Raw genomic sequence first — 15,058 nt, 5'->3', positions numbered from 1 at the left:
AACGATATGGCACCGTGGGGACACATGTATGTCAATCCTGGTCTAACAGAGCCTTCTTTAATCCCCGTCCCAGAAAAATCATTTAGCGGCGGGCACGGAGCTTTTCGTAGCCTTCGGCGAAGAAGGCGACCGTGGCGGCGTCGGCCTCGGCGGCATCTGTCTCGGTCGCGGGGACCACGCCGTGCTCGTCGCTCACTAGGAACAGCGCGCCCTTAAGCTGCGCGGGAATGTCTACGCGCGTGACCGGGATGCCCTTGGTCTGGGCCAGCTGCTCGATGAGCGTCGCCGTGCCGCACAGGCACTCGTCCGCCGGCGCCACAAAGGCAAGCTCGCCGTTGTTGACGGCGGCGAGCAGCTCGGGCGCCACGCCGGTTTCGTCGGCCTCGGAGCGGGCCTCTGCGGAGCGGGCGCGCAGCGCCTTGGCCGACGTATCGGCGAGCGGCTCGTACTCCCCCACCGTCATGGCGGCGTTGCCGTTGACGTCGATCACCAGCATGAGCACGCCGTCATGTGCGGTGTAATCGCCCTCGGCAAGCGACCACTCAACGTGCTGTTTGGCCCAGCTGAGCATGTTATGGGTAAGCGGCTCGCCCTGCACCAGGCGCTCGGACAGTGCGCGGATGTGGCGGTTGAGCATGGGCACCTTTTTGTTGGACATGCGCCAACGGCAGACAAGCGCGGGCTTGTCGAGCGTGAACTTCTCGACCGCCTCCTGATTGGCGCAAAAGTCCTCGTACGCACGCTGATCCTCGGCATTGCCAAACAGCTCGGCATCATCAATCTGGGGCATGGTTATACCTTTCGTGTTAGTCATTCCGTCCTCTTATACCAAAAAGACGGCCCTCCAAACGGAGCAGCCGTCTTTTGCAGAGATTATTTTGTCCCAGGGTGGAAATTAGTGGCGGAAATGCCTGGCTCCGGTGAACACCATAGCAATATTGTGCTCGTTGCAGGCCTGGATGCTCTCGTCGTCGCGCTTGGAGCCGCCAGGCTGGATGATGCAGGTCACGCCGTGCGCGGCAAGCACGTCCACGTTATCGCGGAACGGGAAGAACGCGTCGCTTGCGCAGGCAAAGCCGCCCTTCTCCACGCCCTCGCGCTCGCAGAAGTCCTCGGCACGCTCGCAGGCCAGCAGCGCGGAATCCACGCGGTTGGGCTGGCCAGGGCCCATGCCAATGCCGGCCTTGCCCTTGGAAACCAGGATGGCGTTGGACTTGACACCCTTGCAGACCTTCCAGGCAAACTCGAGCTCTACCATCTCGGCGTCGGTGGGCTTGCGGTCGGTGGGGAACGTAAAGGTCGCGGGATCCTCGGTCACGTGGTCGACCTCCTGCACCAGCATGCCGCCGTCGATGGAGCGCAGCTCCACCTGGGCGCCGTGGTCCACGCCGCCGGTCGCCAGCACGCGCAGATTGGGGCGCTTGGCCATGCGCTCGAACGCATCGTCGGTGTAGCTCGGGGCGATGATGACCTCGACGAACTGCTTGTTCTGGTCGGCAAAGTGCTCAACCAGCTCATAGGGAACCTCGCGGTTGCAGGCGATGATGCCACCGAAGGCGCTCTTGGGATCGCAGGCGAAGGCGCGGTCGTAGGCGGACGTGATGTCCTCGGCAACGGCAGAGCCGCAGGGGTTCTGATGCTTGAGGATCACGCAGGCCGGCTCGTCGAACTCGCGGACCAGGTTCCAGGCGGCGTCAGCGTCCAGATAGTTGTTGTAGCTGAGCGGCTTGCCCTGGATCTGCTCGGAGCCCACGAGCGGGAACTGCGAGCTCGCGGTATTCTCGCAGCCCTCGGCAAAGCGATAGACCGTGGCCTTCTGCTGAGGATTCTCGCCATAGCGCAGGTCGTCGACCTTCTCCAGCGAGATCTCGAGCTTGGCAGAGGTGTCCGCCACGTCGCTTGCCTGGGCGGCGAGCCAACGGGAGATAGCCGTGTCGTAGGCGGCGGTGGTCTGGTAGACCTTCACCTGCAGGCGACGACGGGTGGAAAGCGTGGTGCAGCCACCGGTCTCGCGCATCTCGGCCAGGACGGCATCATAGTCGGCCGGGTCGGAGATGACGGTAACGCTCGCGGCGTTCTTGGCGGCAGAGCGCAGCATGGAGGGGCCACCGATGTCGATGTGCTCGATGGCGTCCGCGAAGGTGACCTCGGGGTTGGCGACGGTCTTCTCGAACTCGTACAGGTTGACGACGACCAGGTCGATCAGCTTAATGCCGTGCTGAGCGGCCTCCTGCATGTGCTGCTCGGAATCGCGGCGGGCCAGCAGCGCGCCGTGAACCTTGGGGTGCAGGGTCTTAACGCGGCCGTCCATCATCTCGGGATAGCCCGTGAACTCCTCGATGGGGGTTACGGGGACGCCCGCGTCCTCGATGGCACGAGCCGTGCCGCCCGTAGAGATGATCTCGACGCCAAAGTCATCGACCAGCGTCCGTGCGAAATCGACGACGCCCGTCTTATCGGTAACCGAGATCAACGCGCGTGCGATCTTCACATCAGATCCCATGCAGTCCTCCTGTCTGGTACGCCGCCGTGCTCTGTGAGCCGGTGATACGTCGATCTGCAGCGCTCGCGCAGCGGCATTGAAAATACTGATTCAATGTAGCGCATCGAGCGCATCGATGCACCCCGCAACGGGCGCATATGCAGAAAAAGTTTGCGAGCGGAGGGGATGGGCACGGCACCGGGCACGGTGAGTTCATGGAACACAGGGGCACCATAATTAGATGCCAATAGCGTGGTAGAACTGTGCTCGATATGCATCCGCAAAAGAAAGAGGCACCATGGTCTCGCGGGTTCTCTACCGACCGTTTGATACCGAAGACTTCGACGCCATCGCGTTGATTCTGCAGCAGCTTTGGCATAACAATTCGGATAACGATGAGTACAACCGCCTCGAGGCCGCGTGCGACCTCGCCTACTGCCTTTCGTCTTCGACGTTTTCGCAGGTTGCCGTAATCGACGGTCAGGCGCGCGGCATTGCGCTCGCGCGTGCGGGACAGAGCTCCGGCGCCACCGTTAAGGAACATTGGCTGGATACCGAACGCGCACTGCTATCGCAAATGCGCGAGCTGGAGCCCGATGCCTGCGCCGAGTATCTCTCGTTTGTGCGCGCAACCATCCGAACCAACAACCGCCTGCTCGAAAGCAGCCCGTTGCCACACGACAACGAGGTCACGCTGCTTGCCGTAGATCGCGATGTCCACGGCCTGGGCGTTGGCTCGGTGTTGCTTGATGCCGCGGTCTCGTACCTATCCTCGCGCGGGGCGACGAGGGCGCACCTGTACACCGACTCCAACTGCTCGTGGAAGTTCTACGAGCTGCATGGCTTTAAGCGCACGGCCACGCACCGCGCCAACCGCGAAGAGCGCCGTCACGACATGCCGCGCGAAAGCTTCCTCTACGAACTCGACCTAACAGCCTAGCCCGGGCAGCCACACCTAGTCATTTAAGTCTGTCCCCAATGAGTGGCCTAGGGGTTTGTAGATAGCCGTGGTCAAAAAACATCAAATATGAGTACTGCTACCTTTTTAGTAGCAGCAACTTGGGGCATTTTTGATGCTTGTAGGCATGACGACCAGCTGCACGAGCTGACGTAGCTCCTCAAATGTTCAATAAAATGGGCTCCTAACGAGAAGTACTCTCATTAGGAGCCCATTATTATGTGCAAACATATGTGACCAACGCAGCAACAGTACTCATATTTGGCATTTTTTGTCCACTGCCCCTTGCGCGAAGATCCGCAGCGGAAAGTTTGACCCGTTTCGATGCACAAAAATGGGATGAATCTTCCCTGGCAACCGCCCAGAAAGATCCACCCCAAAGCAAGCGCTCGCTAGAACGTTCCGCCGCCGCCTCCGCCGACGCCGCCACCGCCGCCGCCAGAGAAGCCGCCGCCGCTGCCGCCGCTCGAGCTATCGGAACTCGAAGCCAGCTCGCGGATGGTCTCATGATACACATCGTTGAACGAATCGAGCGGAGACTCGTTGCCGTAGTGATGGTAATACCACCAGTAGCAGGGGTAGTTGTCGTAGAAATCGTCGCTGTTGCGCAGGTCCGCAGGCACGGCCTCGGCCAGCTGTCGCAGCACTTCTTTCGAAACGCCCAGGGCAACGCCCATCACCAGCAGTTTGTTCCACAAGATCAGGTCGCTGGGGATAGCCTCCTTCAGGCGCGTAAAGTCCTCGAGCCAATGCTTGAGCGCCTTGCAGCGAGCCGCCACCTCGGCGCCCTCCGGCGTGTAACGGCGGAAGGTGCAGCTCAGGACAAAGCCCACGATCGTGACGGGAATCGAGATCATAGCGGCGCCGACGTTGGCGTCCGCAAAGTCGGTATAGATCAGAGAGCCCAGAATGCCAAAGACAATGATGATGCCGAGAACCAGGCCGGCCACCATCGCGATAGTGCCATCCGATGCGATAAACTCGCGCGCCTCCAGCTTGCCCTTAACCGTGCTCTGATAGTCCTCGAGCTTGTCGCCAACAGATGTGGTGCGCTCGCTAGCGTACTCCTCCAGCTCGCTAAACGTGCGTGAACGGACGCCGTCTTTATCGGGCTTAACGCCGGCGAAGAAGACCTTGAGCACATCGCGATCGATGCCGTCCTTCTTGGCAGCCTTCCAGGCCTCGTCGGTCACTGTGATGCGATACGTCTGCTCCTCTTTTTCGCGACGGAGCAGACCCTTCTTCTTGGTCTCGGTCGCTTCTTCCAGCTTGATCACGCGGTCGTCGGTGAGCTTCATAAGCGTGGCGATATATGCCTGATCGGGCACGTCGTTCCAGCTCATGAGAGCTGCAAGCACCGCGGGATGGTCGGCCGAGGGCACATCGCGGAAGTACTCGTCCTGGAAGAGCGGCTTGGGCTTGGGCCTGCGCAGCTTAAGCATCACGATCACACCGGTATAGGCAACCGCCACGACAACACACACCACGGCAATCGCGCCGGCAACCGCACGCGCGTGCTCACGGCGAGCGTTGGCCTCGTCGGCCCATTCCTTCTCTTCGCTCAGAATCGTCGACATGCGCTTTTCGCCCGAGACGGCAAGCTGCGGCACCCAGTCGCTGGGGAAGGCGATGCGTGCCTCGGCGAATTCGCCCTCATGCACGCAGGGAATGGTATAGGTGACCATGGGCTCGTCCGCATCGAGCGACACGTCGCCCGTCAGCGGGCCGTGGCCCCATGCGCGGAAGTTATCGCCCTTGACGGCAGCCGTCCCGGCAGCGGCATTTGCGAAGTACACTTCCATCTCGACGTCATCGGAATCCGCCGACCAGCCGTCGCCGACGAATTTCCAGTAGAGCTCGGCGGTATCGGCCCAGTTCATAACCGCACCGGTCATGGAATAACTCACGTAGTAGATTGCGCTGTCGCCGCTCTCGTGAGGGCTGAACACCTTAATCTTTACGCCGTCGTCGGACTGCTCCACCGTGTAAACGCCGTCGTCGCCTTTGTTTGCGCTGTCGACCTTGTTAAACGCAGTGTCGTCTTCCTCGACGCTCAGCACATTGACGACCACCGAGCCGCCTTGCTGGTTAGAGCCTGTATTGATATCCCAATACACGCCGTTAATGTCATCGTCGAAATCGAACTGGCGTCCCTCGACAACGGTCAGCGAGCCATCGGCCTCGACCGTGGCGCCGATATAGGTTTGGCTCATGGAGTAGCCGTCGGCGTGCGCGGCGGCAGGCAGCAGCAACAACGCAAGCGCGACGAGTGCGCAGACGGAAGCGAATCGCGCAAACAGGCGGCGCTGCCGACAGGGCTGGGCAACGGGGGCGTTCATAGGCACATCCTTTGTCTGTGGTACCAGTAGCGTCATTGTCCCACGTTTGCGAGTTCATGTGACGAACATCTAGGTCAGCGGAGCGTCAAAACGGGACAAAAGTCACGCCCGCCGCCGGCACCTGGGGACGTTCCTTATCTGCCGGCAATCTGGGACACTCCTTGGCATAGCCCGCTCCGGCAATAGATACCACTTCATAGCTCCATCACAGGTGTAGCGGCTTTGTGTGGGCGCGGCATGCGCTGATTGAGCCGCCAGTTGAGGGGCATAAAGCAGTTGAGCGAAAACGGTTTGCCCCTTTGCCGTCCGCTTGAGGATCATGTCCCCCTTTTCCGCGGAAACCCCGGCAGTTGCGAAGAGCTGCCGGGGTTTCTGTCGTTTGAAGGCTAGATTGATTGACGACGATTAAGGCGCCGAGCCGGTGGTCCGGCACGCGCAACGTGTGGCCTCAGCAACTTGCAGGCCACGGCAGCGTCTCCCCCACCGCGCCCCGCGCTATACTCGTCCGCATGGACATCAACGCACGCAACATAGCAACAACCGCCGCCGACGCGCCAACGACGCCGGCCGCTCCCGCGCCCGTCGTGGGGCGCTTCGCCCCGTCGCCCTCGGGCCGTATGCACCTGGGCAACGTGTTCAGCTGCCTGTGCGCATGGCTTTCGGCCCGCAGCCAGGGCGGCAGCATCGTGTTACGCATTGAGGACCTGGACGATCGCTGCAAGCGCCCGGAACTTGCCGCCCAATTGATTGACGACCTGGCCTGGCTGGGGCTGGAGTGGGACGAAGGCCCCTACTACCAGCACGACCGCCTAGACCTGTACGAGAGCGCCTTGCGCCGGCTGAAAGACGCCGGCCTCACCTATCCCTGCTTTTGCACACGCGCCGAGCTCCACGCCGCGAGTGCACCGCACGCGAGCGACGGCACGCCCATCTACCGTGGCGCCTGCCGAAGTCTTTCGGCCGAGGAGGTGGCCCGCCGCAGCGCCCTGCGCGCCCCGGCCACACGTCTGCGCGTGCCCACCGTCGACGACCTCGCAGACGACGTGATCGAATTTGTGGATCGCACGTACGGCGCCCAATGCGAAGCACTCGCCACCGAGTGCGGCGACTTTTTGGTGCGCCGCAGCGACGGCGTGTTTGCCTATCAGCTAGCCGTGGTGGTCGACGACGCTGCCATGGGCGTCACCGAGGTCGTGCGCGGATGCGACCTGCTGGGGTCCACACCGCGCCAGATCTATCTGCAGCACCTGTTGGGACTGCCCACGCCGCACTACGCACATATTCCGCTGCTCATGGCACCGGACGGCCGCCGCCTTTCCAAACGAGACCGCGATCTGGACCTGGGCGAACTCCGCGCCCGCTTTGGCACGCCCGAAGCGCTGCTGGGCTGGCTCGCCGGGCAAACGGGCATCGCGCCGGACACCACGCCGCGCTCTGCCGAGCGGCTGGTCGAGCACTTTAGCTGGGATGTTATCCGCGCGCACCGAGAGAACATCGCTGTAACGGCCGAGTAGCCAAATACGCCCCACCCCTACGCAACATCCCAAGGCTGGAGTTCGTCGCCCAGGCGAACGATGCAGTCGTAGAGCACGGTATGGCGCTCGGTCGGGTTGGCATCCCGATGAAAATGCCCGTAGTACCAGCGCTTGTAGTCCAAGCGGTCTTCCAACTCGTCAAAAAATGCCGTAAGTCGATCGACGGCGGGGCAATTCCAGCCGGGCGCCGGATAGAGCGTGGGCGAAAGCATGCGCGTAGAGCAGGTGTGGGTGACCACGTAGTCGACCTTCCAGCCCACGCTGTCGAGCTTCGTCCGTGCCTCCTCAAAGTTGCGCTCGTCCGGCAACTCCTGCGGCCACCAGCTGGAATACGGAATGCGGTATTCCTTGTCCACGCTCGTGGCGCCGCCCATGATAAAGACCGTTGAGCCGTCGAGTTCAAAAACCTCGCCGCGCGTCAGGCGCCGTATGGGCGAGGTGTCCGACAGGCGCTGTGTCAGTCCGCCGTGCCACAACTCCATGGGTCGCTCCGCCCAGTGGTCGAAACGTTCGTGGTTGCCGTCGACGAACAGCACGGTATAGGGGCGCGACTCCAGCCAAGCGATGTCGGCGCACTCCTCGGCAGAGAAATCCCACGGAAAGCCAAAGTCGCCGGCAATGATGAGATAGTCGTCGCTCGTCAGGCTTTCCCCAAGATCCCAATCGCGCAGCTTTTGCATGTCGAGGCCGCCGTGAATATCGCCCGTCACATAGACCGTCATCGGATCACCACTTCCCTGTAAGTCGCTAGCCCACATTCTGCACGATCACTAAGCCAACCGTTCCAGCCCTTCCATCCTTTAGGACCTACCCCTCGCTCTTCCATCCAAACGGGTCAAGCACCCAAAAAACCAGATCGAGCACGCCGCTGGTCATCATGGCACCGGCAAGGGCCATGCAAACATGCAGAGAACTGGCACTTCGGAGCACGTCAAATGGTCCCAGAACAGCCAGCAGCGCGACCGCCACGCCGGCCGCGCACAGCACAAGACACGGCCCTGCGTCCTTGACGCACTTCTTTGCAAGGTGCTTGGTGTTGCCACTCATCAATATCGAACTCCTTAGAGGGTCGTTTTTCAGATGCATGCCGCCGCGACGGAGCATGGCGGCAGGGTAAGTGTCACATATCGTGCGGACATCAATGGAGAAACCGCCTGCTCGACCAACCCTTGACGCCGTTTTGCATCGGTACCCCATCCCCCGCTATCGGGCTCTATTACTTTTTCCGCGAAGTGAGCGTCTGTTTTTGGACCCCTGGAGCATCCGCATTTTTCAACGGCATAAACGCAGGATTCTGGCATCAAAACCGCAGAGAACGGCGCCCTCAAAGTGTCAATGCTTCGGGGGTCCGATTTTGCTCGTTCACTTCTCGGGAAAAGTATTAGACCTCGCCGCGGGCCACTAATAATGACCCCTCTATACACACCCAAAAACTCATCCAACATTAATCTTGGCTCAAGAATCGCTTAATCTATAACCTGCACTATAGAGTTCGACCAAGGGCGGGGCGGCGCCGCGCAACGCAGGCCGCCGAACGCAACGCTCGCGCCCGGGCAAATCGCCCGGCGTCGCGCCCATCGAACGAAAGGACAGGTCATGGACGACCTCGAAAAAGTTGAAACCATCCGCACCAAGTGCAACGTGAGCTACACCGATGCCAAAGCCGCGCTCGACGCCGCCGACGGCAACGTTCTGGATGCCATCATTTGGCTCGAGTCGCAGGGCAAGACACAGACCACGTCGGCACACGCCGCCACCGAGTCCGCGCCGGTCGACGAGCCCTCGGCCGAGATGGTCGCCGCGCAAGCCGCCTACGAAAAGTCGAGCGAAAAGACCGACTTCTCCAAGAAGATGGACAGCGTGTGGGAGTACCTCAAAAAGCTCTTCCGCCTGAGTCTGGACACCAAGTTTATCGCCACGCGGCGCGATGCGATCATCCTCAACATTCCCATCCTGATCCCCATCGTCGCGCTGTTTGCCTGGGGCGCCACGATATGGCTGATGCTGATTGGCCTGTTCTTTGGCATGCGCTACCGCATCGACAGCGACGGCGACGTGCCCGGCAGCATCAACAACCTTATGAATCACGCTGCCGATGCCGCGGACGACATCAAGCAAAATCTGAACGACGACAAGTAATCACAGACGGGGGCACGCATGGCACGGATCCTGATCGTAGAGGACGAGGAGAAAATCGCCCGCTTTGTGACGCTCGAGCTGGAGCACGAGGGCTACCAGGTGGAACATGCCGCCGACGGCCGCACCGCCGTGGACCTGGCACTGGAGCGCGACTACGATTTGATTCTGCTCGACGTGCTGTTGCCGCAGCTCAACGGCATGGAGGTGCTGCGGCGCGTACGCAAGCACAAGGATGTGCCGGTGATCATGGTCACCGCGCGCGACGCCGTGATGGACAAGGTGGCCGGGCTCGATGCCGGCGCCGACGATTACTTGACCAAGCCGTTTGCGATCGAGGAGCTGTTCGCACGGATCCGCGTGGCGCTGAAGCGCTCGGAGGCCGTGCGGGCGGCTTCGGGCGTTGGTGGCGTTGAGGCGGGCATGGCGGGCGGCGCGGACGTCGGCGCCGTCGCGATGCCCCCGGTCAGCGGCTCGACCCAGGCATCCGCCTCGCCCTCCCCCGCCGCACTCACCGTGGGATCGGTTGTGCTCGATCCCGACCGCCGCGAAGTCACGGTCGGCGGCTCGCCCATTGCGCTCACGGCCCGCGAGTTCGATGTCCTCGCCCTGCTTATGGCGCATGCCGAGACCGTGCTCACGCGCGAACGCATCGCGCACGAAGCGCTGGGCTACGAATACATGGGCGACACCAACAACGTCGACGTGCACATCGCGCATCTACGCGCCAAGATCGAGGACGCCGGCGGCGCCCGCATCATCCAGACCGTGCGCGGGGTGGGCTATGTCTGCCGCGCGTAACGCCGAGGCCAAGCGCGTCACCTCCATCGCCCGCGCCATCAACTGGAGCTATATGTGGCGCCGCCTGATGAGCTACGTTTGGCTCGACCTGCTGCTAGTAGTGATTGTGGCGGCGATCCTCGTCTATGGATACAACCAGACGCTGCCCAACGGCGCGTTTACCGCAGGATGGATCCCCAGCGCCACCGTTCGCGGCATGACGCTGACGCCCGCGCGCGGCTGGGACCTGACAACGCTCACCTATACCGTCGAGCTCGCGCGTACCACCAAGACTTTCCCCCTCGCGCAGGACCTCGTCACGCTATGGCCTCTCTACCTTGTCGTTGTGGGTTGGCAGGTCATCAGCGTGCTCAACATGCTCGGCGGTGCCCGCCGTGTGCGCCGTACCATGGCACCGCTCAACGACTTGGCACTGCGCGTGGACGAACTCGGCCGCATGCAACTCGCCGGCGGCAAAATGGAGACACTGGAGCAGGCCATCGAGCGCGCAAGCGTCGACTCGCCGAGCGTCACCACCGGCGACGCCGACCTGGCAAGCATCGAGGTCGCGCTCAACCGCCTGCTGCGCCAGATGCAAGAGGCAAAGCTGCAGCAGATGCGCTTTGTCAACGATGCAAGCCACGAGCTACGCACGCCCATCGCGGTGATTCAGGGCTACGTGAACATGCTCGACCGCTGGGGTAAGGACGACCCGGACGTGCTGGCGGAATCCATCGCGTCCCTTAAAGCCGAAAGCGAGCACATGCAAGAGCTTGTGGAGCAGCTGCTGTTTTTGGCGCGCGGCGATGCCGGGCGCACGGTCCTGCGGCGCGCGCATACCAACTTGGCTGCACTGGTCAGCGAGGTATGCGAAGAATCGCAGATGATCGATGCCGCGCACACGTATCGGCTGGCCTTTGACGCTGCGCTTGTCAGCGACCCGCGCTGCGCCGCGCCCGTCGACGTGGCGCTCGTGAAGCAGGCTCTTCGCGTGATCGTGCAAAACGCCGCCAAGTATTCGGACGCGGGCACGCCCATCTCGTTTGGCGTAGCGCCAGATGCGGGCGCGGGCACGATCGACATAAGCGTTGAGGACGAAGGCATCGGCATGAACCAGGAATCCGCAGCTCACGCGTTCGAGCGGTTCTACCGTGCCGACAACGCGCGCGATGCCGGCGCGCAGGGTTCGGGCCTGGGGCTCGCTATCGCCAAGTGGATCGTCGACAGCCACGGCGGCGTCATCGGCGTGACCTCGGTCGAGGGCGTCGGCAGCCGCTTTACGATTCGCCTGCCGCGGTAGGAAACCCCTCGACATAAATAAAGGGATAGGGCCACGCGGCCCTATCCCTTTTTGCCAGCTATGGCAGCTTGTGCGCTACTCGCGGCACAGGTGCACGGCGAAACCGGCGAACTCGCGCTTAAAGTACACGAGCTTGGTACCACCGTCGGGCAGCAGTGCGCGCGACTCTTCGTTGACCTCGAGCCCGCGCTCGGCAAACCACTTCTCGGCCGCATCGATGTCGTTAACGGCAAAGCCGATGTGGCCCTTGGTGCCACGACCGTTCTGCTTCATGATCTCGACCAGCGAATCGTTGAAGTACGAAACCGGGGTCTCGATGACGGGCAGGCCCATCATCGTCGAGAACAGCTCCGCGATCTCCAGGGCGTCTGCCGGGTCGGTGGCGTTAATGCCCACATGGGCAACGCGCATACCAAAGAGCTCTACCGGGTTGGCGTTCTGCTCACTCATGCAGTCAGCGCCTACTGAGCCATGACGTCGAGAACGGCCTTCTCGGCGGCAACGCGGTTCATGCCGGTCATGAAGGGCACGCCACTCACGTACGGGCAGGTGAGGCCCTCGGGGGCAACGGTGGTGGCGATCAGCAGGTCAGCGCCCTCGTCGCAGTAATCCTTGGCCTCGGAGATGGCGCACTGCACGATCTCGTACTTGTCGGCATAACCGTTGGCGTCGAGCAGGGTAGCGACCTTCTGGGCAACGAGCGTGGAAGTAGCAGCGCCAGCACCGCAAGCCAAAACGATCTTCTTCATAGGTAATGTCTCCCTTCATGGTTTACTTTAGGTAAGTGTACCGCAGCGAGCGATGGCACTCGGCCTCGATGAGCTTTTATGCCAGTTTGCTTGCGCGCTGCGTATAATACATCTAGTACGTGTTGTCATACCGCTCGCTTTATGAGCGACTAAGGACCCTAATATGCCCGATTCCCGCACACTCTGGACCGCCGTCGTTATCATCTGCATCGCCGTGTCGGTGTTCTTTAGCGTCAAAAAACGCACAACGTTCAAGCGCCTGCAGCAGCTTATGGCCGCCAAGCAGTGGGACGAGTTCGATCGTTTGCTCGACGGCAAACTCACCAGCATGCTGTACCCGCGCTACAACCGCGACTACCTGCGTCTGAACTCCTATCTGCTGCGCGAGGACCACGAGCGTGCCAGCGAGATGTTCGACCTGCTGCTGGGGCTCAACCTCCCCAAGATGCAGCGCGTCGACCTGGTGATCAAGGCCTTTAACTACTACGTTGGCCAGGAGGACCGTAAAAAGTCCAAAGAGCTGCTGCACGAGATCAAGGGCTTTGAGGGCGGTCAGGCCGAGGCAGTCGCGCACGAGTGTCAGCTGATGTACGACACGATGATCCTCAAGCGCCACAACGACATTCCCGAGCTGGAGCGCATGCTCAAGGATGCCGGTGACGACAAGGTCAAGCGCTGCCGCTTGGAGTACCTGCTGGCCCTGCAGTACCAGAACAAGGGCGACGAAGCCAAGTTCCAGGAGTTCCTGGAGAAGTCGGGCCAACACTCGATGGCCGTCAACGCGTAACGGACGGCTTGTGCTAGACTTCTAGTCTCACGGGGGCGTGGCGGAATTGGCATACGCAGGAGACTTAAAATCTCTCGCCGCAAGGATTGTGGGTTCGAGTCCCACCGCCCCTACCATGCGATTGCTTGCGAGCCCGTGTTCCCCAGGGATGCGGGCTCGCTTCTTTTAGATGCCGGTGAGACTCGAACCCGCGAGGGGGCGAGCGTTAAGCGGACGCGCAGCGTCCGTAGCGAGCCGGCGAGGGCGCCGACAGGCGGCCGAAGCCGGTGCGTATTTGCGCAGCAAATGCGCGGACGTCCCACCGCCCCTACCATATGGAGCTTTCGAGCCCGTGTCCCCAAGGGATGCGGGCTCGTTTCTTTTGAACGCCGGTGGGGCTCTAAGTTGCGGTGAAATAGTTCTTGTTTATGCTGTTTACCAGCCTATTTAGGAACTATTTCACCGCAACTTAGGTTGATACTCCCACATTTTTCGATGGAAAAACGTGGTTGTCTTACACATTTTTCGATGGAAAGACGTGGTTGTCTCGCACATTTTTCAAGGGAAATGCGCATATGGCCTTATACTATCCGAAAGGGTTGGGAGGCAATATGCAGCGACAGCTTATGAGTGAACTTATCGCTTGGAAATCAAGGGCGAATCGCAAACCTCTCTTGCTTAAGGGGGCCCGCCAGACAGGTAAGACTTGGCTTCTTAACGAATTCGCAAGCCAGCAATATCAAAACGTCATTCGTTTTGACTTTATGCTCGAGCCGAGCGCACGCTCGCTGTTCGATGGGGACCTCGACCCCAAGCGTATCATCTCTCAGATAGAACTCTTGCGCGGCCAAACCGTAACGCCGGCGGACACGCTCATCGTTTTCGACGAGATCCAGGAGGCGCCACGCGGCATCACCTCGCTCAAGTACTTCAACGAGCTTGCACCCGAATACCACATCGTGGCTGCCGGTTCCTATATGGGCCTCGCACTTCGACGCGAAAACGAGTCATTTCCCGTCGGTAAAATCGACCAGCTCACCATGCGTCCCATGGGGTTTGCTGAGTTCGTTCGTGCCGTCGACGGCAACCCGCTCGCCGACGCTATCCTTGCCGCAGACATGAACCTTCTGGCAAACGTTACCGAAAAGCTCGAGCACCTGCTTAAGGAATACTTTGTTGTCGGTGGTATGCCCGAAGTTGTCTCCGCTTTCACCGAGACACGCGACTTCATCGAAGCCCGTAGGCTTCAGCAGCAAATCATCGAGGCTTACGAATCCGATTTTGGCAAACATGCACCCGCCCGCATTGTCGAGCGCATGAGGTTGGTTTGGAAATCCCTGCCCGGCCAGCTTGCAAAGGAAAACAAAAAGTTCGTCTACGGAGCCCTTCGCCCCGGGGCGCGCGCACGCGATTTCGAAGAGAGTCTCCAGTGGCTCATGGATTACGGAATCATTCATAAGGTGCCGCGCGTTTCCGCCCTCAGGGCACCGCTCTCGAGCTACGAGGACCTCTCGGGCTTCAAGCTGTTTTGCATTGACACCGGTATCCTCGGAGCGCTCTCCAACCTCCCACCTGCCATCGTCCTTAACGGGCCCGCTGTTTTCACTGAATTTAAGGGCTCGCTCACCGAGCAATACGTCGCGCAGGAACTCTTGCTGCAAGGCAAAAATCCCGCGTATTGGTCCTCTACCTCTGGCAATGCCGAAACCGACTTTGCCATCGACCATGCGGGAACCGTGCTTCCGCTTGAGGTCAAGGCGGCAGAGAACCTTAAAGCGAAGAGTCTGAAAATAGCCTGCGAAAAATTCAAACTCGAGCGTTGCGTGAGGACCTCCCTAGCGGCATATAGAGACGAGGGCATGCTCGTCAATATTCCGCTTTGGGAGATTGGGCAAATCGACAAGCTGGCATAGGCGCTGTAGGGACGCCCCGCAAGGACTGTCCCCAGGTGCCGGCAGAGACGATATGAGCAGGACATAAAAACATTGAGAGCCCCTGCTGCATGAAAGACCG

The 15,058-nt window shown here is 60.9% G+C and carries 14 protein-coding genes and 1 tRNA gene; 8 read left to right on the top strand and 7 right to left on the bottom strand.

Annotation, left to right across the window (positions count from 1 at the left end):
* Positions 1 to 82: 82 nt before the first annotated feature.
* Together I2D41_RS05415 and purH are read right to left on the bottom strand one after the other, a co-directional pair.
* Complete coding sequence (locus I2D41_RS05415) at positions 83 to 790, bottom strand: hypothetical protein (protein ID WP_229042176.1); 708 nt, start codon at positions 788 to 790, stop codon at positions 83 to 85.
* 105 nt (positions 791 to 895) lie between these two features.
* The gene (gene purH / locus I2D41_RS05410; RefSeq protein WP_195363803.1) at positions 896 to 2,503 is read right to left on the bottom strand and encodes a bifunctional phosphoribosylaminoimidazolecarboxamide formyltransferase/IMP cyclohydrolase; all 1,608 of its coding nucleotides are present in this window, start codon (positions 2,501 to 2,503) and stop codon (positions 896 to 898) included.
* Between the two features lie 277 nt (positions 2,504 to 2,780).
* On the opposite strand from purH, the gene I2D41_RS05405 reads away from it, so the two are divergent.
* Entirely contained in the window at positions 2,781 to 3,422 is a 642-nt protein-coding gene (locus I2D41_RS05405; RefSeq protein WP_022093848.1) for a GNAT family N-acetyltransferase, read from the top strand.
* A 410-nt stretch (positions 3,423 to 3,832) separates the two neighbouring features.
* Here I2D41_RS05405 and I2D41_RS05400 read toward each other — a convergent pair whose 3' ends face one another.
* Positions 3,833 to 5,779: a DUF2207 domain-containing protein gene (locus I2D41_RS05400; RefSeq protein WP_195363802.1), complete on the bottom strand. Its 1,947-nt coding sequence runs from the start codon at positions 5,777 to 5,779 to the stop codon at positions 3,833 to 3,835.
* A gap of 395 nt (positions 5,780 to 6,174) precedes the next feature.
* On the opposite strand from I2D41_RS05400, the gene gluQRS reads away from it, so the two are divergent.
* Entirely contained in the window at positions 6,175 to 7,293 is a 1,119-nt protein-coding gene (gene gluQRS / locus I2D41_RS05395) for a tRNA glutamyl-Q(34) synthetase GluQRS (protein ID WP_267471606.1), read from the top strand.
* A gap of 17 nt (positions 7,294 to 7,310) precedes the next feature.
* Here gluQRS and I2D41_RS05390 read toward each other — a convergent pair whose 3' ends face one another.
* Positions 7,311 to 8,036, bottom strand: a complete 726-nt coding sequence (locus tag I2D41_RS05390; RefSeq protein ID WP_195363801.1) for a metallophosphoesterase — start codon at positions 8,034 to 8,036, stop codon at positions 7,311 to 7,313.
* An 85-nt stretch (positions 8,037 to 8,121) separates the two neighbouring features.
* Positions 8,122 to 8,361, bottom strand: coding sequence for a hypothetical protein (locus I2D41_RS05385; RefSeq protein ID WP_117564911.1), 240 nt, complete (start codon positions 8,359 to 8,361; stop codon positions 8,122 to 8,124).
* Positions 8,362 to 8,910: 549 nt separating this feature from the next.
* On the opposite strand from I2D41_RS05385, the gene I2D41_RS05380 reads away from it, so the two are divergent.
* From I2D41_RS05380 to I2D41_RS05370, 3 genes are read left to right on the top strand one after another with little or no spacing between them, the layout of a single operon-like run.
* Positions 8,911 to 9,453, top strand: a complete 543-nt coding sequence (locus I2D41_RS05380) for a UBA domain-containing protein (protein ID WP_022093856.1) — start codon at positions 8,911 to 8,913, stop codon at positions 9,451 to 9,453.
* Positions 9,454 to 9,471: 18 nt separating this feature from the next.
* The gene (locus tag I2D41_RS05375) at positions 9,472 to 10,251 is read left to right on the top strand and encodes a response regulator transcription factor (RefSeq protein WP_195363800.1); all 780 of its coding nucleotides are present in this window, start codon (positions 9,472 to 9,474) and stop codon (positions 10,249 to 10,251) included.
* Positions 10,235 to 11,530, top strand: coding sequence for a sensor histidine kinase (locus I2D41_RS05370; RefSeq protein ID WP_195363799.1), 1,296 nt, complete (start codon positions 10,235 to 10,237; stop codon positions 11,528 to 11,530). The genes I2D41_RS05375 and I2D41_RS05370 overlap by 17 nt, the downstream gene beginning before the upstream one ends.
* Positions 11,531 to 11,605: 75 nt before the next feature.
* Here I2D41_RS05370 and I2D41_RS05365 read toward each other — a convergent pair whose 3' ends face one another.
* Both I2D41_RS05365 and I2D41_RS05360 read right to left on the bottom strand, forming a co-directional pair.
* Entirely contained in the window at positions 11,606 to 11,980 is a 375-nt protein-coding gene (locus tag I2D41_RS05365; RefSeq protein WP_055310391.1) for a VOC family protein, read from the bottom strand.
* Between the two features lie 11 nt (positions 11,981 to 11,991).
* A complete protein-coding gene (locus tag I2D41_RS05360; RefSeq protein WP_006235903.1) occupies positions 11,992 to 12,279 on the bottom strand; it encodes a PTS sugar transporter subunit IIB in 288 nt (95 codons plus the stop codon).
* Between the two features lie 163 nt (positions 12,280 to 12,442).
* Between I2D41_RS05360 and I2D41_RS05355 the strand changes: the two genes are divergently transcribed.
* From I2D41_RS05355 to I2D41_RS05345, 3 genes are all read left to right on the top strand, one after another.
* Entirely contained in the window at positions 12,443 to 13,066 is a 624-nt protein-coding gene (locus I2D41_RS05355) for a hypothetical protein (RefSeq protein WP_195363798.1), read from the top strand.
* Positions 13,067 to 13,097: 31 nt separating this feature from the next.
* A tRNA-Leu gene (locus I2D41_RS05350) sits at positions 13,098 to 13,182 on the top strand.
* Between the two features lie 474 nt (positions 13,183 to 13,656).
* The gene (locus tag I2D41_RS05345; RefSeq protein ID WP_195363797.1) at positions 13,657 to 14,958 is read left to right on the top strand and encodes an ATP-binding protein; all 1,302 of its coding nucleotides are present in this window, start codon (positions 13,657 to 13,659) and stop codon (positions 14,956 to 14,958) included.
* Positions 14,959 to 15,058 lie beyond the last annotated feature (100 nt).

The organism is Collinsella aerofaciens (assembly GCF_015552075.1).
Lineage (GTDB): Bacteria > Actinomycetota > Coriobacteriia > Coriobacteriales > Coriobacteriaceae > Collinsella > Collinsella aerofaciens_Y.
The sequence above is the reverse complement of the archived record's forward strand: the minus strand, read 5'-3'. Positions and strand labels throughout refer to the sequence as shown.

Bases quoted from the DNA above. Each gene is read 5' to 3' on its own strand.
- purH (WP_195363803.1), bottom strand. From the start codon at position 2,503: ATGGGATCTGATGTGAAGATCGCACGCGCGTTGATCTCGGTTACCGAT.
- I2D41_RS05375 (WP_195363800.1), top strand. From the start codon at position 9,472: ATGGCACGGATCCTGATCGTAGAGGACGAGGAGAAAATCGCCCGCTTT.
- I2D41_RS05405 (WP_022093848.1), top strand. From the start codon at position 2,781: ATGGTCTCGCGGGTTCTCTACCGACCGTTTGATACCGAAGACTTCGAC.
- I2D41_RS05365 (WP_055310391.1), bottom strand. From the start codon at position 11,980: ATGAGTGAGCAGAACGCCAACCCGGTAGAGCTCTTTGGTATGCGCGTT.
- I2D41_RS05415 (WP_229042176.1), bottom strand. From the start codon at position 790: ATGCCCCAGATTGATGATGCCGAGCTGTTTGGCAATGCCGAGGATCAG.
- I2D41_RS05355 (WP_195363798.1), top strand. From the start codon at position 12,443: ATGCCCGATTCCCGCACACTCTGGACCGCCGTCGTTATCATCTGCATC.
- I2D41_RS05380 (WP_022093856.1), top strand. From the start codon at position 8,911: ATGGACGACCTCGAAAAAGTTGAAACCATCCGCACCAAGTGCAACGTG.
- I2D41_RS05400 (WP_195363802.1), bottom strand. From the start codon at position 5,779: ATGAACGCCCCCGTTGCCCAGCCCTGTCGGCAGCGCCGCCTGTTTGCG.
- I2D41_RS05370 (WP_195363799.1), top strand. From the start codon at position 10,235: ATGTCTGCCGCGCGTAACGCCGAGGCCAAGCGCGTCACCTCCATCGCC.
- I2D41_RS05360 (WP_006235903.1), bottom strand. From the start codon at position 12,279: ATGAAGAAGATCGTTTTGGCTTGCGGTGCTGGCGCTGCTACTTCCACG.
- I2D41_RS05345 (WP_195363797.1), top strand. From the start codon at position 13,657: ATGCAGCGACAGCTTATGAGTGAACTTATCGCTTGGAAATCAAGGGCG.
- I2D41_RS05390 (WP_195363801.1), bottom strand. From the start codon at position 8,036: ATGACGGTCTATGTGACGGGCGATATTCACGGCGGCCTCGACATGCAA.
- I2D41_RS05385 (WP_117564911.1), bottom strand. From the start codon at position 8,361: ATGAGTGGCAACACCAAGCACCTTGCAAAGAAGTGCGTCAAGGACGCA.